Source organism: Gammaproteobacteria bacterium (assembly GCA_029881255.1).
Taxonomy (GTDB): domain Bacteria; phylum Pseudomonadota; class Gammaproteobacteria; order S012-40; family S012-40; genus JAOUMY01.
On sequence record JAOUMY010000001.1, the window covers coordinates 1,045,029 to 1,070,634 of the forward strand.

The 25,606-nt window shown below is 48.7% G+C and carries 23 protein-coding genes and 1 other RNA gene; 14 read left to right on the plus strand and 10 right to left on the minus strand.

Features of this window, described 5'->3' with window-relative positions; all coding sequences use genetic code 11:
* Positions 1-18: 18 nt before the first annotated feature.
* The 8 genes from OEZ43_04850 to OEZ43_04885 all read right to left on the minus strand — a co-directional run bounded on the left by OEZ43_04850 (position 19) and on the right by OEZ43_04885 (position 9,035).
* Positions 19-1,671: a response regulator gene (locus OEZ43_04850; GenBank protein MDH5544898.1), complete on the minus strand. Its 1,653-nt coding sequence runs from the start codon at positions 1,669-1,671 to the stop codon at positions 19-21.
* Positions 1,668-2,033: a response regulator gene (locus tag OEZ43_04855; protein MDH5544899.1), complete on the minus strand. Its 366-nt coding sequence runs from the start codon at positions 2,031-2,033 to the stop codon at positions 1,668-1,670. The genes OEZ43_04850 and OEZ43_04855 overlap by 4 nt, the downstream gene beginning before the upstream one ends.
* A 102-nt stretch (positions 2,034-2,135) precedes the next feature.
* Positions 2,136-2,513: a response regulator gene (locus OEZ43_04860; protein ID MDH5544900.1), complete on the minus strand. Its 378-nt coding sequence runs from the start codon at positions 2,511-2,513 to the stop codon at positions 2,136-2,138.
* Positions 2,510-4,471: a GAF domain-containing sensor histidine kinase gene (locus tag OEZ43_04865; GenBank protein ID MDH5544901.1), complete on the minus strand. Its 1,962-nt coding sequence runs from the start codon at positions 4,469-4,471 to the stop codon at positions 2,510-2,512. The genes OEZ43_04860 and OEZ43_04865 overlap by 4 nt, the downstream gene beginning before the upstream one ends.
* Positions 4,472-4,603: 132 nt before the next feature.
* Entirely contained in the window at positions 4,604-6,013 is a 1,410-nt protein-coding gene (locus OEZ43_04870; protein MDH5544902.1) for an FAD-binding protein, read from the minus strand.
* Positions 5,988-6,662: a BON domain-containing protein gene (locus OEZ43_04875; GenBank protein ID MDH5544903.1), complete on the minus strand. Its 675-nt coding sequence runs from the start codon at positions 6,660-6,662 to the stop codon at positions 5,988-5,990. Before OEZ43_04875 ends, OEZ43_04870 begins: the two co-directional genes overlap by 26 nt.
* A gap of 80 nt (positions 6,663-6,742) precedes the next feature.
* A complete protein-coding gene (locus tag OEZ43_04880; protein MDH5544904.1) occupies positions 6,743-7,108 on the minus strand; it encodes a YraN family protein in 366 nt (121 codons plus the stop codon).
* A 4-nt stretch (positions 7,109-7,112) separates the two neighbouring features.
* Positions 7,113-9,035 carry a penicillin-binding protein activator gene (locus OEZ43_04885; protein ID MDH5544905.1) on the minus strand — a complete coding sequence of 641 codons (1,923 nt, stop codon included), beginning with the start codon at positions 9,033-9,035 and terminating at the stop codon, positions 7,113-7,115.
* Positions 9,036-9,079: 44 nt separating this feature from the next.
* Here OEZ43_04885 and rsmI point away from each other — a divergent pair, with 44 nt between their 5' ends.
* Positions 9,080-9,925, plus strand: a complete 846-nt coding sequence (gene rsmI / locus OEZ43_04890; protein ID MDH5544906.1) for a 16S rRNA (cytidine(1402)-2'-O)-methyltransferase — start codon at positions 9,080-9,082, stop codon at positions 9,923-9,925.
* A gap of 668 nt (positions 9,926-10,593) precedes the next feature.
* Here rsmI and OEZ43_04895 read toward each other — a convergent pair.
* A complete protein-coding gene (locus OEZ43_04895; protein ID MDH5544907.1) occupies positions 10,594-10,887 on the minus strand; it encodes a YcgL domain-containing protein in 294 nt (97 codons plus the stop codon).
* A 116-nt stretch (positions 10,888-11,003) separates the two neighbouring features.
* Between OEZ43_04895 and rnpB the strand changes: the two genes are divergently transcribed.
* An RNA gene (gene rnpB / locus OEZ43_04900) (RNase P RNA component class A) lies at positions 11,004-11,346 on the plus strand.
* A 209-nt stretch (positions 11,347-11,555) separates the two neighbouring features.
* Complete coding sequence (locus tag OEZ43_04905; GenBank protein MDH5544908.1) at positions 11,556-12,152, plus strand: OmpA family protein; 597 nt, start codon at positions 11,556-11,558, stop codon at positions 12,150-12,152.
* A 50-nt stretch (positions 12,153-12,202) separates the two neighbouring features.
* On the opposite strand, the gene yeiP is transcribed toward OEZ43_04905, so the two are convergent.
* Positions 12,203-12,766 carry an elongation factor P-like protein YeiP gene (gene yeiP / locus OEZ43_04910; GenBank protein ID MDH5544909.1) on the minus strand — a complete coding sequence of 188 codons (564 nt, stop codon included), beginning with the start codon at positions 12,764-12,766 and terminating at the stop codon, positions 12,203-12,205.
* Between the two features lie 362 nt (positions 12,767-13,128).
* Here yeiP and mraZ point away from each other — a divergent pair, with 362 nt between their 5' ends.
* The 11 genes from mraZ to murC are packed head-to-tail and all read left to right on the plus strand — an operon-like array spanning position 13,129 to position 25,593.
* Positions 13,129-13,581 carry a division/cell wall cluster transcriptional repressor MraZ gene (gene mraZ, locus OEZ43_04915; protein MDH5544910.1) on the plus strand — a complete coding sequence of 151 codons (453 nt, stop codon included), beginning with the start codon at positions 13,129-13,131 and terminating at the stop codon, positions 13,579-13,581.
* A gap of 4 nt (positions 13,582-13,585) precedes the next feature.
* Complete coding sequence (gene rsmH / locus OEZ43_04920) at positions 13,586-14,515, plus strand: 16S rRNA (cytosine(1402)-N(4))-methyltransferase RsmH (protein MDH5544911.1); 930 nt, start codon at positions 13,586-13,588, stop codon at positions 14,513-14,515.
* On the plus strand, positions 14,515-14,808 hold the full coding sequence (gene ftsL, locus OEZ43_04925) for a cell division protein FtsL (protein ID MDH5544912.1): 294 nt from the start codon (positions 14,515-14,517) through the stop codon (positions 14,806-14,808). The genes rsmH and ftsL overlap by 1 nt, the downstream gene beginning before the upstream one ends.
* Positions 14,805-16,517, plus strand: a complete 1,713-nt coding sequence (locus OEZ43_04930) for a penicillin-binding transpeptidase domain-containing protein (protein MDH5544913.1) — start codon at positions 14,805-14,807, stop codon at positions 16,515-16,517. Before ftsL ends, OEZ43_04930 begins: the two co-directional genes overlap by 4 nt.
* A complete protein-coding gene (locus OEZ43_04935; protein MDH5544914.1) occupies positions 16,514-18,043 on the plus strand; it encodes a UDP-N-acetylmuramoyl-L-alanyl-D-glutamate--2,6-diaminopimelate ligase in 1,530 nt (509 codons plus the stop codon). The genes OEZ43_04930 and OEZ43_04935 overlap by 4 nt, the downstream gene beginning before the upstream one ends.
* Positions 18,043-19,407 (plus strand): UDP-N-acetylmuramoyl-tripeptide--D-alanyl-D-alanine ligase, encoded by a 1,365-nt coding sequence (locus tag OEZ43_04940; GenBank protein ID MDH5544915.1) that lies wholly within the window; start codon positions 18,043-18,045, stop codon positions 19,405-19,407. The genes OEZ43_04935 and OEZ43_04940 overlap by 1 nt, the downstream gene beginning before the upstream one ends.
* 3 nt (positions 19,408-19,410) lie before the next feature.
* Entirely contained in the window at positions 19,411-20,499 is a 1,089-nt protein-coding gene (mraY, locus tag OEZ43_04945) for a phospho-N-acetylmuramoyl-pentapeptide-transferase (GenBank protein ID MDH5544916.1), read from the plus strand.
* A 7-nt stretch (positions 20,500-20,506) separates the two neighbouring features.
* On the plus strand, positions 20,507-21,865 hold the full coding sequence (gene murD, locus OEZ43_04950; GenBank protein ID MDH5544917.1) for a UDP-N-acetylmuramoyl-L-alanine--D-glutamate ligase: 1,359 nt from the start codon (positions 20,507-20,509) through the stop codon (positions 21,863-21,865).
* Positions 21,862-23,058, plus strand: coding sequence for a putative lipid II flippase FtsW (gene ftsW / locus OEZ43_04955; GenBank protein ID MDH5544918.1), 1,197 nt, complete (start codon positions 21,862-21,864; stop codon positions 23,056-23,058). The genes murD and ftsW overlap by 4 nt, the downstream gene beginning before the upstream one ends.
* Positions 23,055-24,125 carry an undecaprenyldiphospho-muramoylpentapeptide beta-N-acetylglucosaminyltransferase gene (gene murG / locus OEZ43_04960; GenBank protein ID MDH5544919.1) on the plus strand — a complete coding sequence of 357 codons (1,071 nt, stop codon included), beginning with the start codon at positions 23,055-23,057 and terminating at the stop codon, positions 24,123-24,125. The genes ftsW and murG overlap by 4 nt, the downstream gene beginning before the upstream one ends.
* Positions 24,118-25,593 carry a UDP-N-acetylmuramate--L-alanine ligase gene (gene murC, locus OEZ43_04965; GenBank protein ID MDH5544920.1) on the plus strand — a complete coding sequence of 492 codons (1,476 nt, stop codon included), beginning with the start codon at positions 24,118-24,120 and terminating at the stop codon, positions 25,591-25,593. Before murG ends, murC begins: the two co-directional genes overlap by 8 nt.
* Positions 25,594-25,606: the final 13 nt, after the last annotated feature.

A 25,606-nucleotide genomic window follows, 5' to 3' on the forward strand; every position in this document is an offset into this window, starting at 1 on the left:
CACTGGCCATAAGAATTCCTAGATTACCTTTTCAGCCGTATTGTCGTCGTCCATCTCGACTTGTAGTTCGTCCTCATCAGCCGCTTCTGGAAAAAAGATTCGAAAACACGCGCCTTCTCCAGGCTGACTCTCTACAATGATATGCCCGCCAAATTCATGCACGATTCCGTGCACCATCGAGAGTCCCATTCCTGTTCCTTCACCAGGTTGTTTGGTGGTGTAAAAAGGTTCGAACATTCGAGGCAAGACTTCGCTAGGGATGCCAGGTCCGTTGTCTTTAACCATTATCTCCGCATAGTTGCCATGAATCTCGCACATACAAGATGTGCATACGACTCTCTTCAGTGTAGACCTATGCGCGCTGATCTTGAGTTTTCCCGTTCCCTTCATTGCATCTCTAGCATTTATACATAGGTTCATGATGACTTGAACGAGCTGTGTATCGTTTGCGTGGATATTGATGGGGGGTTCCGTAGTGACTAGAGAAATGGGTACCGTTGAGGAAATAACGGGTTTGAGTAATTTTATAATGTCGTTTAGCTCGGCATTCAAATTGATAAGACTGCTGCTATAACCGGAGCCTCGACAAAACGCGAGGAGTTGCGCCACGATTTCCTTGCCACGTGTTCCCGCGCGTTCGACTTGCTTTAAATAATCTGTCAGCGTTTGGTCCCTGTTTTTCTCCAAATAGGCGAGGCTCAAACCTGTAAAGCCCAAGACGCTGGTTAACAGATTATTGAAATCGTGCGCGATGCCACCGGTTACCTGGCCAATAAGTTCCAGTTTTTGCGCATGTTCCAGTCTTTTGCGCAGTAGTTCTTTCTCTAGATCGGCCTGGCGTTTCTCTGTGATATCGGTGACGATAGAATAAACGCCGTTGACATTTCCCTTGTTGTCATACTCCGGGAAGTACTGTGTTTGCGCATAGCGTATTTCGCCGCTTGGAGAGGTGACTTGTTGTTCATAAAACACCTTCTGTCCTTGAAGGGCTTGTGCCAAATGTGTACTCAGCTCCACATATGCCTGCTCTCCCGCTAGCGCTTTTACGCTCTGACCGATGATTGATGATCGGGGCTGTTGATACCAGAGTTCGTATGCGGCGTTTACGTATTTATAGTAGCCTTGGGCATCAATTTCAGCGATGAGCACGGGCAGCGAATCGGTGACAGTTTCAAATTGCCCTTTGAGGCGCTTTGAATATTCGCGTTGCTGACTTAGTTCGTCGACTTTCTTTTCCAGCTTTCTACCGAGTACCTCAGCATGTTGATTGTGGAATTGTCGCTCGTCTATTTCGATATCCGATTTTTCCTGTGTTGCCGTCTGATTTAAGATGACTAGTAGCTCTTCCATATCGAGTGGTTTGATGAGAAAGTGCGAAGCACCCAAAGACAAGCCAAGTCTTTTGTCTCGTTCTTCGGTATAAGTTGCGGTATAAAAAACAATAGGGATGTGTTTTGTGCTGACGTTGCTTTTCAGGTTTTTACACAATTCATAGCCATCCATTACGGGCATGAGGACATCACTAATAATAATGTCGACTTGCTGTTCGCTAGCGATTGCAAGCGCCTCCTCGCCGTTGGCGGCGTCGAAAACTTCATATCCGTTACCTTCCAGAAAATCTTGCAATAGCACGCGAGAGTCTTCAGTATCTTCAACAATAAGTACCCTCAAGCGTAATCTCCGAGATAATGTTCGATTTGGCTGATTACGCGATTGGGGTCTATCGGTTTTTCAATATAACCGGTGCATCCAGCTTCGATGAGTTTTTCACGGTCGCCGGCCATGGCGTACGATGTCATGGCGATGATAGGGATGTCATGAATTTTTTCCCGAATTCGGCGCAATACTTCGGTTCCGTCTATATCAGGAAGCTGTATGTCCAAAATGATTAATTCTGGTGAAGAACTGAATGCAAGCTCACAACCTAACAATCCTGTTTCTGCTCTTATAGTTTTGTAACCATGAGCCTCAAGGATGAAGGTAATTAACTCCATGTTATTATCATTGTCTTCGATGATGAGGATATTCCTCATTGGTTTCCTCCAGAACGGTTGCTCCATTTTTTGTATATATAAATACCTCAAATCAGTCGACAATCCATCTGCTTTGAGTTCCCAAGTGTTAGTGTGTAATAGTTATGTTGTTGCCAGGTTGTTTACTACACCATTAATTTTACCCATAAAGGTCGACGGGTCTATGGGCTTTTCTATGTAGCCACTACATCCGGCCTCAATTAATCTTCTGTGTTCTCCCGATAAGGCGTAAGACGATACGGCGATGATAGGCGTATTCGGCGTGCCTTCCAGGCTTCTCAATATTCTGAGTACTTCTATTCCATCAATGTCCGGTAGCTGTATATCTAGCAAAACCAAGTCCGGTGTCGTTGTCATAAAGGACTCAACGCCGTCCATGCCTTGAGTGGCGCGGTGAGTTTGAAAACCATGGCGTTCAAGAATAAAAGTAATCAGTTCCATATTGTTTGCATTGTCTTCTATAACCAGGGCGGTTTTCATATTGCTTCCTTGATGTCAGGGTGGAGCTCCCTTATGTCATTACTGATCAATAGCGAAAAGCAGCTCCCTTCGCCGGGAACACTGTTTACTTCGATACAACCACCGAGAATTTCTGTTACCAGTTTTCGAGTAAGATACAAGCCTAGCCCTGTTCCTCCAGCTTTAACTTTAAGGTGTGAGGAAAGTCGTTCGAATGCCTCGAAACATTCTTCAATCTGATCCTTTGGAATTCCTATTCCCGTATCAGTTACGCTAATTCTTGTAAAGCGGTTACCGCTGTGTACGTCGATCGCTATGCGTCCATTTTCTGTATATTTGACGGCATTGGAAACGATATTGGAAATTGCCTGTGAAAGCCGTTTATTGTCAGAGTATAGTGTGACATCGGAAAGATTGTTTATCTCCAGACGCAGTCCTTTCTTGGTGATATTTTCCATCTGACTGCTAAGTACGTCTTCGATAATGTTCTTCAATCGACACTCCTGAGGGTAAACGTCGATACGATGCCCCTCCAACTTGGCTATGTCGATGACATTGACAATTAATTCCAATAGATGTCGCGCTGAATTATTAACGCGCTCCAATTGTGATTGTTGTTTGTTGTTTAGATCGCCGGACATGCCTTGCAAAATAATGCCGGTAAATCCGATGATAGAGTTTAATGGCGTTCTCAATTCGTGTGACATCGAAGCGATAAACAAAGATTTTAGCTTGTCCAATTCCAGTAGGCGTTGGTTGGCGATCTCCAGGTTGTGTGTTCGTTCTGTGACTTTTTGTTCTAGCTGCTGATTAATATCCTGTAGTTCTTCGATGAGTTCGTCTCGTTCATTGCGTACTCTTAGCGAGTCAATGCCATAGGAAAGATCGTTGGCCAATTCCTCTAGCATTTGTATTTCGTCATAACTTGCGTTGCTGCCTGTCTCGCTATAGATATTTATGACGCCAAGGCTTGTATCTCCCACTTTGAGTGGAAGTGAAATAGTCGAATTGAATTGTAAGGTCTTTGCATCTGGCCAGCAGGTTTTGCATGCAAGTTTATTGGGAATGTTATTGTTAATGAGCGTAATTCCATTATCGATAGCCTTGCTGACACTGGCGCAATTAAATCTATGATCGGAACAATTAAGAGCAATATGAGTTTCGTAATTTTGTTCTTTCCCGGCATGTGCGATTATCTGGAGTTTGTTGTCGCTGCTGTCGGTGATTAAACCAACCCATACCTGCCGATAATGTTTCTGCTCCACAAGTATATCGCATATGGCCTGGCACAACTCCTCCTCGGAACGGGCGCCTGTTAGTGCATGGTTTCCCGCGCTAACCATCATGAGACTTCTATTGATAACCGCGTGCACTTGCTCTAATTCTCGTCGTTTCAATAATTCAAACCGAAAGTTAGAATTTATTCTTTCCAGGGTGCTTTCTTTCTGTTCCAGTTCCTTTTTCAAGATGACGGTTGTGTCTTGCAAAGCAGAAATCAATGCCTGCTCGTCAACTGGGCGATGAGTAAGCTTGTATATGCTCAACAGCTTCGCAATTAATTGATGTTCATTGGCAGGAATTGTTACGCACTCGATAAAACCGGCTTTGTAACTTGCGGCGAAATCTGTTTTAGCGTCGCCGGAAAACGTGATGACGGGGGTGTGTTGCATGTCTATCATACTGGAAAGCACATGCATGGCTTCGATATTTGAATCTAGTGAATCTTCGACATATATAACGACAATATCAGGCCTGGCGATCTCCATGGTACGAATCGCTGTTTCAATATTTGCGCAAAAGACAACAGAAAACGCATCTGCAAAGGCCTTGCTTGTTAAAAATGCTATGTCGTTTGCACGGCCAACACAAAGTATCAGTGGTTTACCTTGATTAATATCAGGTTTATAAGATAGTTCGCGGTTTTGCTTTTGAGGAGTAGGAGTGGGGTTACTTAATAGGCTTTCATGCGTCTCATACATTGCCGTCTATAATCCATTTTAATTTTGTCCATAAGCTTACTGAAAATATATACGTGTCCGAGGGAAAGTCAACTTGTTCTCTGGGAAATTTGCCGCGAGTGAGTGCTTAGCTGTAGCTGTATGAGGAATGTTCTATTTGTCGTTTGTCGATGGTTGCGGCAAGGTTTTACCAGGATTGAGTATGTTCTTGGGGTCGAATAGTTTTTTGATGTCATGCATTAATGCTAGTGCATTTGGCTCCAGTTCTCTATCTACAAAGTCGCGTTTTTCCAGACCGACGCCGTGTTCCCCTGAAAGGCTGCCATTAAGTTGCAGCACAAGGGCGAAGACCGCATCAAGGCACTTTTCAGCATTACGCATTTGCTGAGGATCATCGGGATCAACCAGGAGATTGACATGGATATTGCCGTTTCCGGCATGACCGAAGTTAACGATTTTGACGTCGTATATCCCGCTAAGTGATTCGAGGCCTTCGATCAGATCAGGAATTCGCGAAACAGGTACAACGACATCTTCATTGATTTTCTTTGGTGCCACTTTGCGCAATGCGGGGGAAAGTGCTTTACGCGTTCTCCACAAGGCAGCTTCCTGTTCTTGTGTGTTTGCGATGGTGAGTGACATTAATCCTGAATTGGATGCAGAATTTTTTACCTGATTCACAGCGTCGTCGATACCGGCGATAGGCCCGTCCACTTCTATCATCAACATTGCACCGGCATCTGCAGGCAAATCCGCGTTTGAATAGTGGCGTATCATGTCGATGGCAGCGCCATCGATGAATTCGAGAGCGCAAGGTGTAATTGGCTGCGCCATTATTGAAGATACAGCACGCGCTGCGCTGTGCATGTCGGAATATAGCGCTTGCATGACGCGTCTTGTTTCAGCTAGAGGCGTCAACTTTAAAGTGGCTTCCGTGATGATTGCCAGTTGTCCTTCTGAGCCTATCAAAAGACGGGTTAAGTCATAGCCGACGACACCCTTGGTTGTATATGTCCCGGTCTTGATGGCTTTGCCGCTACCAGTGATCGCTCGTAAGCCCAGAGTATTTTCCCGCGGTGTGCCGTATTTTACGGCGCGTGGCCCGGCCGAGTTGTAGGCGAGGTTGCCACCTATTGTGCAAAACGCGCTACTGGTGGGGTCTGGCGGCCAAAAAAAACCTTCAGCTGACGCGGCTTTTTGCAGTGCGTCATTGGTTACGCCAGGTTGAACAGTCGCTACGCGATTATCCCGATCCACACTAATGATACTGTCCATCTGTTCCAGGGATAAGACTACACCACCGCTTATGGGCACGGTGGCTCCGGTGGTGCCAGTCCCTCGTCCACGAGGAATAAGTGGAATAGTGAATTCATTGCAGAGAAGAACGAGTTGTTGTATCTGCTCACTGTTTTGAGCGAACACCACGGCATCGGGCAAGGCGTGACGACGGCTATTGTCGAACCCGTAAGCCCAGCAGTCTTCGGGACTGGTTAATAGTTTTTCGTTGCCAAACAATTCCGCAAGTCTGGATAGAAAATTATTTGGCAGAGGTGTTTTCGCCATCGGTGAGCTGTATTGGGGTCTGTTCCTTAAAGGGAATGACGGTTAGTTCCTTGTCATCTGATGTGCGTACATCTCCGTCAGACGGAGTCGTATTGGCCTGTCTTATCGACTTGGACGAGTTTCGCAACACATCACTGATATCCGACGGAAGAGGCTCAAACAGCGCAACGGTAGACGTAATGCCTTTAATCTTATTTACTTTATCTTTGATCTGGTCGGCTTCTTCGGGAGAGACTAGTCCCATTAAATAAACAACTCCATCGGACGTTACCACCCGCGCACGAGTGAGCAAGCCGCGATTGGCAATTAAAATACTTTTCACTTTGGCGTTTAGCCATGTATCCGCTGCGCGTTGTTCAACGCTGATTGGCTTTTTGATTTGCACTTCATTGTATATTTCCCGCACATTACGCATGGAGTAGACGACATTTCCCGCGTGGACGCGCATATCAGCACTTGGTGCTTCGCCGGTTAAAAGCACAATGCCGTTAAAGCTGGTGATATTGATGCGGACATGCTTGCCAATTACCTTGTCGGAGTAAATGGCATCGGTGGCTCGGAGTTCGACGATCTCGTCTTCAATAATGCTTTCCAGGGGGCGCCGGTCGTTGACTACGGTAACGCCCGCACCTGCTACGGTGCCTGCCACGAGAAAGGGTGTGCACCCACTCAAACCCAGCTGTGCTACCAAAGCGATAAGGAAAAAATGTCTTTTAGTGAACATGTATTCTAAAAACCGTCTGCTGTAATCGCGTTTTTGAGCCATTGTATCTCAAACTGCTCCTCATTGGGTTGAATCGCAACCACATCGAATCGCATCGGGATCTTATCGTATAGGCCGTGCACCTGTGCATAGTTAACAGCCGTACGTATTAATTTGCGCTGTTTTGAATAACTTACCTGCGCAACCGATTCCCCGTGTGATGGCGTACTACGGTATTTGACCTCGACAAAGACAAGAGTTTCCTGATGACGGCAGACTAGATCAATTTCACCCATCTTGCAGAAATAGTTCCGTGTTATGACGTCTAGCCCCTGATTTTGCAGATAGGTCTCCGCCATGCGTTCAAACTTCTCGCCAGTGGAGCGGGACATAGGCCTAAAAGCTGGATAGGGTCGGAGTAAGTGCTAATACTTCTGGTTTTCCGCTGGTAAAACGTGCCCACGTCAGGTCTCGTTCCAGCCGGTTATTCAGTGCCATGTGGATAATTCCGGTTGCACCATTGAGTCGCGCACTGGTGTTTCCGCGTAACCAGTTGATGTAGTACAAAACATTATAAGCATCTACGCCGAGGGCGTAGAGACGGCCAAGTTGCTGGGCGTTTTTCCTGAAGGTTCGATAAACTTCACCGCGTACAGGCGAAGCGTTGTTGCCGACCAACGTCCATGGCATATCACCAATCAAAACCCCATTCATATCGCGATCAGCGCCGCGATCAATTTTACCGCTGAAGGCATGAGAGGTTGTATAGATTGGCAGATCACCCGCGTTAAAGAACTTCAATTGCGGCGGTATCAAGCGTGCCTGTCTTGGAAATGCGCCCATGAATATAAAGTCGATATCCTGTCTGCGTCGTGCTTCGAAGGCCAGTTTTGCGCCGAGTAATCCCGAGAGATTTTTTTTGCGCTGTTCGCTTTGATCTATGTTCAACATCTTGGTAATAGATGTTGAAAAATCATTATTCTTCGAAGGGTAACGTTCCTCGGTCACAACCACACCGCCAAGTTGCTCCCAGCGTTGGCGAAATGCGATGACAACACGGTCGCCCCATGAACCTTCTGGAACAATGATGGCGGCCTCGTTATGGCCATCGAACCACGCGCGTTGTGCCACCTGCGTGGCCTCGTCTTCCGGTGATAGGCCAAACTGGTAGAGATTTGGCGCAAAAAAGTTTTCATCCTCAACGTGATTGAGAGCAAGAACGGGTATGGATAGCTGCGCGTTTGCAGCTAGCTCGGTAATGTTCTTCTTGTCGAGAGGGCCGACAACTATCGTCGCACCACCTGCGACGGCTTCGTTGTAAAGCTCTTGTATGGGTTTAGTACCGGCAGTGTTGTGGAGGCTGATGACTGGTTTGTCATTCGTGTCTTTCGCGTGATAAAAAGCCGACAGAAACCCGTCGCGAATCGCTTGCGCAGCGCTGGCAAACGGGCCCTCGGTAGGCAATAAAATCGCAATATGGCTGAGATTGGGAGGAGTATTATCTACTGGCGGCGCCAGACCCGCCAGTAAGGTCTCACTGGCTGGGTGGTTGCTATAACGTATACGCCAGTTTCTAATAACGCCTGATAAGCGCAACGGGTCTTTTGTTTCCTGTAAATGCAAGCTTAGCTGCATCCAGCCCTTGCCAACAACCGACGGCGTTTTGTCCATCAGCTCGCGAAGTTCTTTAGCTGGCAGTAGTGCAAGGTTTTCAATTATCGCTTGCTCATTTGCCTGACGTTGTTCGTCGGTAGTCAGTAAATTGTGCAGATTCATGTGTTGAATCGCCGCTTCTGTATAATTCTGCTTTAGTTTCAGCGCAGAAATACGTGTTTGCAGAAATTCCACCAGCAATTCAGTAGGCGTTTTCTCTTCTATCGAACCAAGTATAAATAGCGCAGGGTCTGCCTGGCGTTCAACGACGCGTATGCGTGCCTGCAAAATAGCCGCTTCTGCAAATTCTGCTTGTTCCGGTTGTATATCCATGTCAATTAAAATACGAGTGGCCTGAGCGGTGTTGCCAGAGTTTATCATTAATCTGACGGCCTTGAACTTGAGTTGTTCCCTATGTGGACTCGACTTAGTATCGGCAATGCTGTTATACAGCAGGGCAGCCTCGGCTAATTGCCCATTTTCAACTAAGGCCTGCGCCTGATCTTCGTTGACGTCATTCTGGTCCTTGATTTCAATCTTGGGTTTCATTGCGCCGGGAGCCGTGGGCTTGCTAGGCCCGGAAGAACATGAGGCCATGAAAATGATCACGGCAAACGCCAGTGTTGCGCCTAACAGTCGTTGAAAACCCAAAGTTATTCTCGCCATATACTTAGTGTGGTGGATGTAAAGTATTGTCATAAGGGGGTTAAGTGTCAAATTCCAGTGGTATTCTCTATATCGTCGCGACCCCGATCGGCAACTTGCAAGATTTGTCCCCACATGCGATCACCGTGTTAAAAGAGGTGGGTTTGATCTGGGCGGAGGACACGCGTCATACGCGAAAACTATTAACTCACTTTGCGATCGATACGCCGACGAAAGCATTGCACGAGCATAATGAATCCGATATTAGTGCACAGGTGTGTGACATATTGGAATCGGGGCAGAGTTGTGCGCTCGTTTCCGATGCAGGTACACCTCTTATTAGTGATCCCGGTTTTGTTTTAGTTCGCGAGGCGCATCGCCGTGGTATACGGGTTTCGCCTATACCCGGGCCGAGTGCGGTGATTGCGGCCTTGAGTGCGTCTGGTTTGCCTTCAGATCGTTTTGTGTTTGAGGGATTTCTTCCACATAAGTCTCATGCGCGACAGGAGAAGTTGAAAAAGTTACAACGGGAAACGGGCACACTGGTTTTCTATGAGTCGCCTCGTCGTTTGAAAGAGTGTGTTGACGATATGTGTTCGGTGTTTGGCGCTGAGCGGCGTGTGGTGTTGGCGCGCGAGCTCACCAAGATTTATGAAACCATTCATCAGTCGAGTGTTGGGGAGATGCAACAGTTTTTGGCTGAGGATGATGATCAGAGTCGAGGTGAGGCGGTGTTGTTGGTGGAGGGTTGTAAAGACGCACCGTCTGATGAGGTAAATGTCATGCTCGAAGATCTGTTGCAGGTGCTCGGTGATGAGTTACCGGTGAAACAGGCGGCGGGTATTGCAGCGAAGCTGAGTGGTCGCAAGAAGAATGAGCTTTATCAGGAGTTGTTACGGCTTAAGGGTTGAATGTTGGGAGCTGTTTTGCCGGGGTTTCCGCTGAGTGTGGTCTAGACGCTTGGCGTTTTGATTTATGTGACTGCGTCAGGCATTGTGGCGGGGCTTTTCGCAAAACTCGCTGTGAATCCTTTCCAGCTTCGCTGAAAAGTCCAGGGCACACATCCGTGTGTGCCCGTTCGTTTCGGGAACACCGAAACTCACCCCTGTACGCTCGACGGCCGCGTCCATGCGGCCGTCGGTTTTGCGAAAAGCCCCGCCACAACACCCTCCTTGCACATCAAAACGCCAAGCGTCTAGACCACACTCAGCTATTTGGGTGGACGAATTATTTTCTACTAGGTTTCTATGCGGCTTGCCTGTTCAAACTGGAACTTCTTGTTTCAATTAAACCAAACAATTTTGTTGGTGTTGAGAATGTTTTTCCAAAGCCACCACCTAGCTAGCATTGTGACTGAGGCGTGGGTAGTAAATTGGCGGTGCAAGGAGGGTATTGAGGGCGTTTGTCTTGCAAAACCGTCGGCCGCATGGACGCGGCCGTCGAGCTCCCATGGATGGGTTCACAGCGTGTTTTGCAAGACAAACGCCCTCAATATCCGACGCCGTACCAAAGACAATTTACTACCCACGCCTCAGTCACAATGCGACAACCCCGCCCTAAAACTAAAAGTCAGAAAAACTCAAAACCCATCAGACGAGTTATTCAACATGCTGTCATCGGCACGAAATTCGTCATTCGGTGGCATTTGCAGATAGAAACCCTTCTCGGACAGGCTTTGCAACACATCGCCGCTATTCGCGCGCGCCAATTTGCGATCTGGGGTGATATCAAGATCCATGGCCTTGATCAGGCGACCGGTGATTTGGGTAAGGCCTACAGGTAATGTGCTGACGGCCTGATCTTCATCCTCATGATGAGGGACATAGAGATACATTCCCTCTTTTTTAGAGCACCGGAAAATCAGACACTTCATCACATCACCTCACTTACTAACTCAGAAAAACTCAAAACTGCGCTGTTATAACAGAATCGTCCCTCCACCTCTAATCCATCGACACAGAACTGCCCCTGCGAGGGTATAATAGCCGCCGAGTTGGCCAGACAGTCGCTGTTGCCTTTGGCAATGGAGGAAAGTCCGGGCTCCACAGGGCAGAGTGCCAGCTAACGGCTGGGAGGCGTGAGCCTACGGAAAGTGCAACAGAAAGGATACCGCCTGCCTCGGCAGGTAAGGGTGAAATGGTGCGGTAAGAGCGCACCGCGTCGGTGGCAACACTCGGCGGCGATGGTAAACCCCACTCGGAGCAAGACCAAATAGGGGAACAATGGCGTGGCCCGCGCTGTTCCCGGGTAGGTTGCTTGAGGTGCATGGTGACATGCATCCCAGATGAATGACTGTCCGCGACAGAACCCGGCTTATCGGCCAACTCTTTTTTTAAAATAATTGAATTTCACGTTCTACGCTGTTTGTGTTTATATGAAACGCATTCAGCGAATTTCGTGAAAAATCACCGCAAAACCATGCATGTGTCGCAACTCAATGACAGTTGTTTTCAACAGCTGGTGATCTATAGGATAGTGGATGGATCTGTTAGACAGGATCCTCAGGCCAGATACTATCCATACAAGGAGGTTTATATCCTCATGAAAAATTCTTCGTTTATTCGATATATATTGGTTGTTGCTATTTTGGCCCTCAGTGCGTGTGCAACCACGCCAGAGCCAGTAGTGGTTGAAGAAAAGCCAGCTGAAATCGTGGTAGAGCAAGCAGCAGTCGCGCCCGAGCCTGAACCTGCGCCAGCGGTAACCCAGGTGGAAGTGGCACCGGAACCAGAGCCTGTCGTTCCGCCTTCATCACGGGAGATACGCTTTGAGTATGATTCGAGTGATATCAGTGCCGAGTTTGCAGCGCTGATTGATGAACATGCGGCTTTTCTCAGCCAACATGCTGATCAATCATTAACACTGGTAGGTCATGCTGATGAGCGTGGTTCCGATGAGTATAACCAGTCGCTCGGTCAGCAGCGTGCCGATGCTATCCGTGAAGCTTTGGTTGCCCGTGGCGTGCGTGCCGAGCAATTAGTGACTCAAAGCCTGGGTGAAAAGCAGCCCAAAGTGAAGGCGAGTGGCGAAGAGGCATGGAAGGCCAATCGCAGAACTGCATTTGTCTACAGCGAACAATCGAGTGGTGTCGCTGAAAATCAGGACGCATCGAAACAGATGTTTGTTTCCGACAACTAGTTATCCGCGGCCAAGTAAGAAGGAGCCCCGTCTCACAACGGGGCTTTTTTTTATGCGCGGGAAATATAGTCGCCGCTTTCGGTGTTGATCTTGATAACTTCACCAGGTTCGAGATATTCCGGGACTTGCACTACGAGTCCGGTAGGCATGGTGGCGGGCTTGGTGCGGGCGGAAGCGGACGCGCCCTTGATGCCTGGTGAGCATTCGCTTATCGGCATCACGACGGTAGCGGGTAATTCTATGCCGATGATATTGTCGTCGGCGATTAAGGCATAAATGCCTTCAAGTCCATCGACGATAAAAGGGAGTTCTTCATAAAGCGTTTCTTCCGCGAGGGTAAATTGCTCATACGACTCATTGTCCATAAAGGTGCAGCCATCGGCGTCGCGAAACAATAATTGCACCGGGCGGCGCGCGAAATCCACAAGATCGATGTGTTCATCGCCCTTGTAACTGCGCTCATATTTTTGCCGGGTCACAATATTGTGGCCGCGTGTCTTATAGAGTGTGTTACCGCTTCGGGAAGACGGTGACTGCACCGTAACGTTCTTGACCAGAATATTCTGCCCATCAACCTGGATGACCATGCCTTTCTTCAATTCTTGCGCTTTCATGCCTGTTTAGCTCTTTGTGTAAAAGTGGGAGACGGAAAAATAAATCATGTGCGACATCTTTTCAAAAACTCCTTTCAATTAGTTGGTGCCAACTAACTTTTCTGTTGATTGTGTCCGAAGGTGCAGTAGTCCGGAAAAAATAGCTTGCTATAGTGCCGCAACAATTGACCTATAGAAATTCATTTTTGTATCGATAGTACGCGCTAACTCCTTCTGTATGAAGGAGTTGTTTGTGAGAAAAAGTTGCCAATTTTTCGTCGTTTTCCTTGAAAGCACTTGCACCGGGGGCTATAGTGTAACGAAGTGGGATATTGTGCAATAATGTGGGATGAAGTGGCACAAAGTGTGTTGGAGAAGCGTATTTGTTCCGCGGCGTAAGTTCTTTAAGTCTCGACAGTAAAGGTCGAATGGTGATGCCTAGCCGCTATCGGCAGAAGTTGCAGGAGATGTGCGACGGACAGCTGATAGTGACGGTTGATCTCGACCATTGTCTGATGATTTACCCCTTGCCCGAATGGGATCGAATTGAAGCCGAAATCTCGGCCCTTCCCAGCCTGAATCCTCAAGCAAAAAAATTGAAACGTTTGATTGTTGGTCACGCGACTGATGTTGAAATGGATGGTAGCGGACGCCTGTTGATTCCGCCACCTCTGCGTGGATTCGCAGAACTGGACAAGCATGTCGTATTAATTGGCCAAGGCGCGAAGTTTGAGCTTTGGGACGAATCACTTTGGAGTGAAAAGCGCGATACCTGGATGGATGAAGATATAGATTTAAGCAATCTACCATCGAACATGGAAAATCTGTCGTTCTGATTTCATGGGCGAAGGCAAACATCTATCGGTACTGTTAAACGAGGCGCTTGATGCATTAGCCATAGTTCCTGATGGAACGTATGTCGATGGCACGTTTGGTCGGGGCGGTCACGCCAGGGCAATACTGAAAAGGCTGGGAGAAAGCGGCCGATTGTATGCGCTGGACAAGGACCCGGACGCCCTGAAGTTTGCGCAGGAAGTGCTGGAGGCAGATGGTAGGTTTGTAATCGTGCAAAGCAGTTTTGCCGAACTTGGTGGGCGAGTGCAGCAGTGGGGATTGCAGGGCAAGGTCAATGGCGTATTGCTGGATCTTGGCGTGTCGTCGCCGCAGTTAGATGAAGCGCATCGCGGATTCAGTTTTCGGCACGATGGTCCCCTGGACATGCGCATGAATCCAGATGAAGGAATAGGCGCAGCGCAGTGGCTACAAAAAGTAAAAGAAGCCGAACTTGCTGACATTATAAAACGCTATGGCGAGGAGCGTTACGCAAAACGAATCGCCAGGGCAATAGTAAAAGCACGTGAAGAGCGGAGTATTCAAACAACAAAACAATTGGCGGACATTGTAGCGGCAGCACATCCCGCATGGGAAAAAGGTAAGCACCCTGCAACCCGTACATTTCAAGCAATAAGAATTCATATTAACCGCGAGCTGGAGGATTTGGAGAGAGGGCTGGAACAGGCGCTGGAGGCGCTGGCGCCCGGTGGGCGTCTTGTTGTAATCAGTTTTCACTCTCTGGAGGATCGCATGGTAAAGCGATTTATGCAGAAGCACAGTCAGGGGCCACAAGTGCCGCCTGGTTTGGCTGTGCGCGAAAGTGATATGCATCGGTCATTAAAGCGAATCGGAAAAATGCTTACACCAGGTGACGAGGAGCTGAATACCAATCCTCGCGCCAGAAGTTCGCGTATGCGCGTTGCGGAGAAGTTGTAATGACGACGGCAACATCTAAAACGAAAGGATTGACGACATGGGTAAACATGATCGTCGTTGCCTGCGTTTTGTCGTCGGCGCTGGCCCTGGTTTATGCGAAGCATGTTAATCGCAATCTGTTTATAGAATTACAGGAGACGATGAGTCAGCGAAACGACCTGAATGTTGAGTGGGGTCGTCTGCAACTCGAACAGAGCACTTTTACAACACACAGTTATATAGAAAACAGGGCGAGACAGGAGCTCGGTATGGTATTGCCGCAGCAAAACGAAATCGTAATGGTGAGACCATGAAGAAGCAGCAGACGGTGGATCAATTCGTCTGGCGGCGTCGCTTGGGATTTGCTGCTGTTTTTGCGTCCGCGCTTTATCTCTCCTGGCATGCCTTCAATATTCAGGTGCTCAATAACGACTTTTTGCGTACCCAGGGTGATATGCGTCATTTGCGCACGGAAAGTATCAATGCAACGCGTGGCATGATTCTCGATCGCAACGGTGAGGCGCTAGCGGTAAGTACGCCGGTTGCCTCTGTTTGGGCCAACCCGGAAAAGTTTGCGCCTACGCCTGCACAATGGTCACGTCTCTCAGAAATGCTCAATCGGCCGGTTGCCGAATTAAAACGGCAAGTAGAAAAACGCAGCAATAAGGAATTCGTTTATTTAAAGCGCCATATCGATCCCGATCTTGCCAATCAAATAGACGCGTTGAAGATCGCGGGCGTAGATTTGCAAACCGAGTATCGCCGTTATTATCCTTCAGGCGAAGTCGCAGGACATTTGATCGGCTTTACTAATGTCGATGATAAAGGTCAGGAAGGCCTGGAGTTGGCCTTCGAAGAAAGACTCGCCGCAAGTACCGGCAAGCGCAGAGTCATTCGCGATAACCAGGCCAATACCATACGTACCCTGGAAATGATTAAGGCAGCGAGTCCGGGCCATGATGTTTATCTAAGTATTGATCGACGTCTGCAATACATTGCCTACCGTGAATTGAAGAAGGCGGTCGTTGCTAATAACGCGAGCTCAGGAAGTCTGGTGATGTTGGACACCGTCACCGGTGAAGTGATCGCGCAGGTCAATCAGCCTGCCTTCAATCCCAATAACCGTTCGCAATTTCAGACAGAAAATTATCGCAATCGCTCTGTTGTGGACGTGTTCGAGCCGGGTTCAACCATTAAGCCTTTTACTATCGTTGCTGCATTGAAGGCCGGCAGTATCGCAACAGATACGATGGTCGATACCTCGCCAGGTTATCTGCGTGTCGATGACAGCACTATAAAAGATGTGCGCAATTTCGGCATGCTTGATGTGCCGGGAATCATTCAGAAATCCAGCAATGTTGGCGTAACGCAGATCGCCTTGCGTGTACCTAAGGAGTCCATGTGGGAAACTTTGTCTGATTTTGGTTTTGGTGATTTGACTGCCAGTGGCTTTCCTGGTGAGAGTGCCGGTGTGTTGCCGTTCTTCGGTACCTGGAATCGGGTTGAGCAAGCGACACTATCCTATGGATATGGGCTTTCGGTTACTGCCCTGCAGTTAGCGCAAGCCTATTCGGTACTTGCTAATGGCGGCGTGATGAAGCCGATTTCCTACGAAAAAGTTAATGAAGCACCAAAGGGAAAGCGCGTCATAGAAGAAAGTATCGCACGCAATGTGGTGAAAATGATGGAAGGCGTTGTATCGCGTGAAGGCACGGCATACAAAGCGGCGATTGAAGGCTATCGCGTGGCGGGTAAAACCGGCACGGTAAAGAAGTTGGGTGCGGATGGTTATACAGAAGACAAATATTTAGCAACCTTTGCAGGAATCGCCCCTGCAAGTTCACCAAGATTGGCAGTGGTGGTCACCATCGATAATCCAGGCAATGGGGACTATTACGGAGGAAAAATTGCCGCGCCGATTTTTTCGAACGTAGTGTCTGAAGCGCTGCGGATTATGAATGTGCCACCGGATAATGTGTATACCGAGCCACTACGTATGACACAGGCAGGGAGACATTTATGATTTCTGCGCGAAAATTGACGACTTCCCTGTCCCGCCTTATGGCGGATTTTGCGCATATTGAGGAAGCTCAAGATTGTGATGTGTCCGGCGTCGCCATGGACAGTCGTGCAGTGAAAAGTGGAGATATCTTTCTCGCGTGCCGTGGTGCTAATGGCGCAACACATGGTGTTGAGTTCTGCGATATGGCAATTGCGAAAGGGGCAATCGCAATTGCGGTCGACGATGAAGGCAGCGAGCAAAGTAAAGCCATTTCTGAATTGCGTGCGAAATATGATCTACCGATATTTCCCGTACGCGGATTGAATCAAAAAGCTGGTTTGATCGCGGCACGTTTCTTTGGTCAGCCTTCGCAAGCGCTGAATGTGTTCGGTATAACCGGCACAAACGGTAAAACATCGGTATCGCAATTCCTTGCGCAGTGTTTTACGTCACTGGGACGGCCATGTGGTGTTATTGGCACTTTGGGCTCAGGTATGTGGGGGAGTCTTCATGATTCCGGTCATACCACGCCAAGTGCAGTTGCTGTACAGCAAACGATTTACGACATGTCGCAACAACAGGCAAGCGAGCTGGTAATGGAAGTGTCGTCTCACGGGCTTGAACAGGGCCGAGTGAATGGCGTGGAATTTAATGTAGCCGTACTGACAAATCTCAGTCGAGACCATCTCGATTATCACGGCACAATGGAAAACTATGCTTTGGCAAAAGCACTGCTGTTTAAGCAAAGCCAATTAACTGCAGCCGTTTTGAATCTCGACGACGCCTTTGGTCGCAACTTGTGCAGGCAAACACCTGATGGTGTGGAGCGAGTCGGCTACAGCCTGGAACTGGATTCGTCTGAACTGGTTGATAAGTTGGTCAGTGGGCGCATTGCATCGCTTGGTCATACAGGAATAGTCATGGATGTCACGTCACCGTGGGGGGGCGGCGAAATCCGATCCAGCTTGCTTGGTCGATTTAATGCGCAAAATATATTAGCCGTACTCTGTTCGCTGCTGGTGAGTGGTGTTTCATTCAAACAGGCTGCGAATCTGCTTGCCGAGATCAAGGCGCCCCCTGGGCGTATGGAAACATTTCAGGTCGAAAATGCACCGCTCGTTGTTGTTGACTACGCCCATACGCCTGACGCACTCGAAAACGTTCTGGCTACCTTGCGTGAACATTGTCAGGGCGAGGTTTGGGTTGTGTTTGGCTGCGGTGGTAATCGCGATCGTGGCAAACGTCCCCAGATGGGGGCGATTGCTGAGACGTTTGCCAATCGGGTTATCGTTACGGATGACAATCCCCGTCGTGAAAATGCCCAACAAATCGTGGACGATATTTTGTCTGGAATAAGAAATATTGGAGCTATTCGCGTCGAACACGACCGAGAGCAGGCGATTATGATGGCGATTCAACAGGCCGCGACGCAGGATATGGTATTGATAGCCGGCAAGGGCCACGAGGATTATCAGATCGTCGGCGATGAAGTGCGACATTTTAGTGATAAAGAAGTGGTTGAGCGCGTATTGGGGGTGGCAGCCTGATGCAAGTGCTGAATGAATGGACATTGCAATCTGCGGCTCAAGTTCTGGGATGTGAGGCGCCAGCTAATGACGCAAAATTTAGTGGCGTGAGTACGGACACTCGCACGATCAAGCCGGGTGATTTGTTTTTTGCCATTACAGGCGAAAATTTTGATGGCCACGAGTATGTTGGCAAAGCGGCAGAGCAAGGCGCGGTGGCGGCAGTCGTCAGTCGAGAAACAGTAGTTTCGATTCCTCAACTGAAAGTTGACGATACACGTATCGCCCTGGGTGCGCTGGCAGCCGCGCATCGCAAGAAATTTAAAAAGCCAGTTATCGGATTGACCGGTAGCAATGGAAAGACCACTGTTAAAGAATTGCTTAGCGCGATTCTAGCGCGCTGTGGAAAAGTTCTGGCGACGGCAGGAAATTTTAATAACGATATCGGATTGCCTCATACACTATTTCGCCTGCAGTTGGATGAAGACTTTGCAGTGCTTGAAATGGGGGCAAATCATCCCGGCGAGATCGCTTATTTGAGCGCGATTGCGAGTCCTGATGTAGCGATACTCAATAATGCCGGCGCGGCGCATCTTGAAGGTTTTGGTTCGCTACAGGGCGTAGCCAAGGCAAAAGGTGAAATTTTTGAAAACCTATCGAGTAAAGCTGTCGCTGTAATTAATCGCGACGATGACTTCGCAGATTATTGGCTCGGCATTACACGCCATTGTAAACGCATCGGGTTTGGTATCGAGAACACGACAGCGGAAGTACGCGCGAGTGATTTGTTGCACAGCAATGAGGGAGTTGCTTTTCGCCTGCACATTGCTCAACAGAGCCTGGAAGTCAATCTAGCTTTATTTGGTCGGCACAACGTCATGAATGCATTGGCTGCAGCGGCAGCGGCACATGTTCTTGGCGTGTCTATCGAAGACATTCGAACGGCATTGAACAGTTTTCAGGCAGTCAAGGGACGGCTTAAAGCCATGACGGCAGAAAACGGTTGCATGGTATTCGATGACACCTATAACGCCAATCCTAATTCACTATATGCAGGAATTGACGTGTTAGTCGCCTTGCCTGGGACACACGTGCTGGTCATGGGCGATATGCTTGAAGTGGGGAAAGATACGGCGACAGTTCACTTTCAAGCAGGCGAATATGCCAAACAGCAAGGTGTAGATAGATTGTTCGCGTATGGGCCACAAAGTGTACAGGCAGTAAAGGCCTTCGGGGACAGGGCCCAACATTTTGCTACGCACGACGACCTGGCAAAGGCGCTGAAGGAAATTCTCGATGCCGATGTAAAAGTTCTGGTCAAAGGTTCTCGGGGAATGCAGATGGAAAAAATTGTTAATTCACTCAAATCCGCTAGTGAGGTTTAAATCGTGCTGTTAATACTGACAGAGTATCTGGCGCAATTTCATTCGGGGTTTAATGTTTTTCAATACCTCACCCTGCGTGCCATCCTGGGTGTGTTAACTGCGCTGGTCATCGCCTTTCTTGTCGGTCCGCGTATGATACGCCGTCTCAGCTTTAAGCAGAAAAAAGGACAGCCGATTCGCAGCGATGGGCCACAAAGTCATCTTGCCAAGGCAGGCACGCCAACCATGGGTGGATTATTGATACTGGTGGCGATGGTGGTGAGCACTGTTTTGTGGTCGGATCTGAGTAATCGTTATGTCTGGGTCGTGCTCGGCGTAACCATTTTGTTTGGAATAATTGGTTATATCGACGACTACAAAAAACTCATCAAAAAAGACCCTAAGGGTCTGAGTGCCAGACACAAGTATTCCATGCAGTCGCTGGGCGCCTTAGGCGCTGCGTACTTTTTGTACGTTACAGCAACGTCCAGTGTCGAGACGACCTTGATCGTGCCCTTCATGAAAGATTTCGGGATTCAAATGGGGCTCGTGACCTTCGTCATTTTTTCCTATTTCGTTATTGTTGGTTCGAGCAACGGTGTGAACCTAACTGACGGACTGGATGGCCTGGCGATCATGCCGACGGTACTGGTGGGTGGTGCGCTGGGAATATTTGCATACGTCGCAGGTCACTCCAAGTTTGCTGAGTATTTAACGATTCCCTACGTCGCTGGCGCGGGTGAAGTGACTATCTTCTGCGGCGCTATCGTGGGTGCAGGTCTCGGTTTTCTGTGGTTTAACGCCTATCCCGCGCAAGTGTTTATGGGAGATATTGGCGCGCTGGCCTTAGGCGCGGCGCTCGGTGTGGTCGCCATCATCGTGCGTCAGGAATTGGTGTTATTCATTATGGGTGGCGTGTTTGTCGTGGAGACACTATCGGTGGCGATTCAAGTGCTCTCCTACAAAATGACGGGAAAACGCGTTTTTCGCATGGCGCCGCTCCATCATCACTATGAACTAAAAGGATGGCCGGAGCCGCGAATAATCGTGCGATTTTGGATAATTACGGTGATTCTGGTGTTGTTCGGTTTGGCGACCTTGAAGATTCGATAGATAAGCTATGGGTGCATTGGCATACATGAGTGACTACAAAAACAAAAAAATTGCGGTGATCGGACTGGGGAGTACTGGTCGCTCTTGCGTGAAGTGGTTGGTGAGCAAGGGTTATGAAGTCAAGGTGTTTGATACACGTGAAAGTGTGGCAGGGGTCGACGCTTTCAGGCTTGAATATCCACAAGTGGAAGTAAAGTTTGGTGCGCTAATGTTAGACGATTTTTCAGATATCGATATGCTGGTTTGCAGCCCAGGCGTGTCTGTGAAAGAACGGGTGTTGCAGCAATTGCTCAACAATGACGTTGAACTTGTCGGCGACATAGAACTGTTTGCGCGAGAAGTGAAACAGCCCATTATCGCCATTACCGGCTCAAACGGAAAAAGTACCGTTACCACTTTGGTCGGTGAAATGGCGCGTGCTTCCGGACTGGATGCAGTTATTGCGGGGAATATCGGGACGCCGGTGCTCGATTTGCTCGCTGACGACCCAAAAGAATTGTATGTGTTGGAGTTGTCCAGTTTTCAACTGGAAACTACCTACGGTTTGCGACCCAATGTGGCAGTTGTTCTAAATATCAGTCCCGACCATATGGATCGCTATGATGATCTCGAAGAATATGCTGAAGCAAAAGCTCGAATCTATAACGACGCCAATATATGCATAATCAACCGCGATGATCCCGCTGTCGTGGCAATGGTGCATGGTGACAACATCGTCGGCTTTACACTGGGAGAACCGGCTAGCGAAAAAGATTTTGGATTGCGCAACTTCGAAGGCAATGAATGGATCTGCAAGGGTAAAGAAAAAATCATGCCCGTGAAGGAACTCAGTCTCGCGGGTAGACACAACGTCGCCAATGCACTTGCGGCACTGGCCATCTGTGAAGCACAAAAGCTTGATCGCCTCGCCTGTGTACAGGTATTGAAAAATTTTCAGGGTTTGCCGCATCGCTCTCAACGTGTCGCAGTCATAAATGGCGTGCAGTGGATTAACGACTCAAAGGGTACCAACGTAGGTGCGACAATGGCAGCGGTGGCTGGTATGGATGGACCGGTATGGCTTATTGCCGGAGGTCAATCCAAAGATCAGGATTTTTCTGCACTTGCGCCAGTCGTAGCAGAAAAGGCAAAGGCCGTGCTTCTGTATGGCGAAGATGCAGGCATTATAGAACAGGCGATTGAGGGCAGTGCGCCCATTATTCGCGTACAAAATCTCAAGGAAGCGGTTGATGTGGCATACGCGCGCGCTGAAGAAGGTGACAGTGTGTTGTTATCGCCTGCGTGTGCAAGTTTCGACATGTTTCGTAACTACGTTGAGCGTGGCGAAGTTTTTATTCAGTTAGTTGAGGATCTACAACACCCATGAGAGCGCAAAGCATCTCTTATGCTGGCAGAGACGCCTACCATGACAGGCGGCAGAAAAATATTGCCGGTGTCGATGTTGCGCTGTTGTTGATAGTGCTCGCCATCATGAGTCTGGGTCTGGTAATGGTGACATCTGCATCGATAACTGTCGCCAACGAACAATATGGCGACGCGTTCTATTTTCTGTATCGGCAGGGTGCGTATTTAATTACCGGTATTTCTCTCGCTGCTGTGATCTGGCGTTTACCATTAAAAGTTTGGGAAGTGATTGGCCCCTATGCTTTGATGGCCACGTTAATTTTACTTGTTTTAGTGTTAGTGCCGGGCATAGGCAAGAGCATTAACGGCAGTACGCGTTGGTTAGGCGCGGGTGGGCTTACGTTTCAGGTTTCGGAGTTGGCGAAATTGTTTGTGATCGTCTATCTCGCCGGATATTTAACGCGTCATGCGGAGCGTGTTACAACCCGGATACGGGGTTTTCTGATGCCTTTGCTAGTGCTTGCGGCGGTTGCGTTTCTGCTGCTTAAAGAGCCGGACTTTGGCGCAACTGTCGTGGTGACTGCTACAGGATTGTTTCTGCTGTTCATCGGTGGCGTGAAGTTATGGCAATTTTCAATGATTGCTCTGGTGGCTGGTGGCGCATTGGTGACGCTGGCATTTTCCGATGATTACCGCCTAAAGCGTTTGATCAGCTTTCGTGATCCTTGGGCAGATCAGTTCGATACGGGGTATCAGTTAACGCAGGCGCTTATCGCGTTTGGTCGTGGAGAGCTAAGTGGCGTAGGCCTTGGCAGCAGTGTGCAAAAACTTTTTTATCTGCCGGAGGCGCACACGGATTTTCTGATGGCCATTGTGGCGGAAGAGCTAGGCTATCTCGGAGTCTTAAGCATAATCCTGTTGTTTGCGCTACTTGCGTGGCGAGCAATTGTGATCGGACAACGTGCGTTACTTAGCGAAAATCGCTTCGGCGCTTATATCGCGCATGGCATAGGTTTCTGGTTGGTGCTGCAGGCATTAATCAATATAGGCGTAAACATGGGCGCCTTACCAACAAAAGGAATTACCTTGCCGCTCATGAGCTATGGGGGAAGTAGCGTCATCGTCTCCTGTATCGCTGTGGCGTTATTGCTCCGCGTAGATCTGGAAACACGTTTCCATGGTCGCAAACCGGGACAGGATCGCCGTAGGTCATGACGATGCATGTAGTAATTATGGCGGGTGGTACTGGTGGGCATGTATTTCCCGCGCTTGCGGTAGCAGATGAATTGCGTTCGAGAGGTGTATCAGTATCGTGGATAGGAACGCAACGCGGTTTGGAAGCGGACGTGATTCCTGCGGCGGGGATCGAAATAGATTGGATTAGCATTTCAGCGGTTAGAGGAAAGGGATTGAGTGGTTGGTTAAGCGCACCATTTAGGATACTTAAGGCAGTGAGTGAAGCAAAAGCGATTATGAAAAGACGCCAACCTAGCCTGGTGCTGGGTATGGGCGGCTTTGTCGCCGGTCCTGGTGGGCTTGCTGCGTGGTTAAGTGGAGTACCCTTGTTGATACACGAACAAAACTCTATCGCCGGAATGACGAATCGACAGTTGTCGCGTTTTGCAAAGAAGGTAATGGTTGCATTTCCTAATGCGTTTAGCGGAAGTAAAGTGGTGAATGTAGGTAACCCACTGCGTGGGCCTATCATCAATGTCGAAGCGCCCGAAAAACGTTTTGCTGGACGTAATACTGGATTGAGAATTTTGGTTATCGGCGGCAGCTTGGGCGCCGCTGCCTTGAATGAAACCGTTCCACAGGCCTTGAAATCATTAGCACTAGCATACGAAGTTTGGCATCAGACAGGAAAACGCAATCTCGAAGAAACCAAAACATGGTATGCGCAGGCTGGCGTTTCTGGACGCGTGGTCCCTTTTATTGAAGACATGGCAGAAGCTTATGCATGGGCGGATATCGTGATATGCAGAGCTGGTGCGTTGACTGTAGGCGAATTGGCCGCTGTGGGTGTTGGATCGATACTCGTACCGTTTCCGCACGCCGTTGATGACCATCAAACAACAAACGCGCAATATCTGGTTGAGAACGGCGCAGCGATTTGCATCCAGCAAGCTGAACTCGAGGCTGGCAAATTGTCGCAGTTGCTGGAAACCTACACGCGTGATCGCCAAAAACTCTTAAGTATGGCTATCGCCGCACGTGCCTTGGGTCGACCTCGTGCGACTAAAGATGTTGCAGATTTGTGTATGGAGTACGCCCATGTTTGATCGAATTTATACTGGCGCAAACGCTACCCGAAATATGGGGCGCATTAAGCAGATACACTTTGTTGGTATCGGTGGCGTCGGTATGTGCGGTATCGCTGAGGTATACGCGAATCTAGGTTTTTCCGTTAGTGGGTCAGATCTCAAACAGACAGCAACGACTCGACGTCTTGAAGACATGGGTATACGCATTGCCATAGGGCATGCAGCGGAAAATGTACAGGACGCGGATGTTGTTGTTATCTCCAGTGCAGTAGGTAAGGAAAATCCCGAAGTAAGGGAAGCTCGCGAGTTAATGATCCCGGTGGTGCGTCGGGCCGAAATGCTTGCTGAGTTGATGCGTTTTCGTTTTGGCATCGCCGTTGCCGGAACTCATGGTAAGACCACAACTACCAGTCTGGTGTCCAGCCTGTTGGCAGAAGGCGACCTTGATCCGACTTTTGTCATCGGCGGCAAGCTCAATAGCCTGGGTGTCAATGCCCGTTTAGGTGAAGGTTCATATCTGGTTGCCGAAGCGGATGAAAGCGATGCGTCATTTCTACATCTGCAACCCATGATGACAATCGTCACCAATATCGATGCCGATCACATGAGTACCTACGACGGTGATTTCTCAAAGTTGCGACGGACGTTTATTGAATTTTTACATCACTTGCCATTTTACGGATTGGCGGTGATGTGTATTGATGATCCACAAATTGCCGATGTGTTGAAGGAGATTGCGCGACCGGTTTTGACATATGGACTGAGTGAAGAGGCAGATTTACGTGCCAGCAATATCGAACAGCGGGGAATGCAAACACATTTTACGGTTTCGACTCGCGAAAACCCCGAGTGGTTGCAAGTGACCTTGAATTTGCCTGGAACCCACAATGTGCAAAACGCACTTGCCGCGATTGCGGTAGCAAACCAGCTTGGTGTTGCGGATAAGGCAATTTTAAAAGCGCTGTCGTCTTTCGAGGGCATCGGAAGGCGTTTTCAAGTTCATGGCGATATCGCTTTGCCCAACGGTAAAGTGACCTTGGTTGATGACTATGGTCATCATCCCCGTGAAGTACAAGCGACTCTCGATGCAATTAATAAAGTATGGCCAGATCGCCGCATTGTCGTTGCGTTTCAGCCACACCGTTATTCGCGTACGCGTGATTTGTTTGAAGATTTTGTGCAGGTTTTGTCTCAGCCTGAAGTTTTGCTGCTATTGGAAGTATATGCCGCTGGCGAGGAGCCAGTGACAGGTGCGGATAGTCGTTCCCTGATGAGGGCGATCCGCATGCGTGCGAGCAATGATCCAGTTTTTATTGAAACGATACAAGAACTAAAAGATTTGGTGCCCAAGGTGTTACAGGACAATGATGTGTTGTTAACACTTGGGGCGGGGGATATAGGAAGTGTGCCGGGTGAACTGTTCAAAACATATTCTGATGAAAAAGAAGTAGCATTGCCAGCAAACGGAGGTGCTCGCGAATGTTGAATACCTTGTCAGC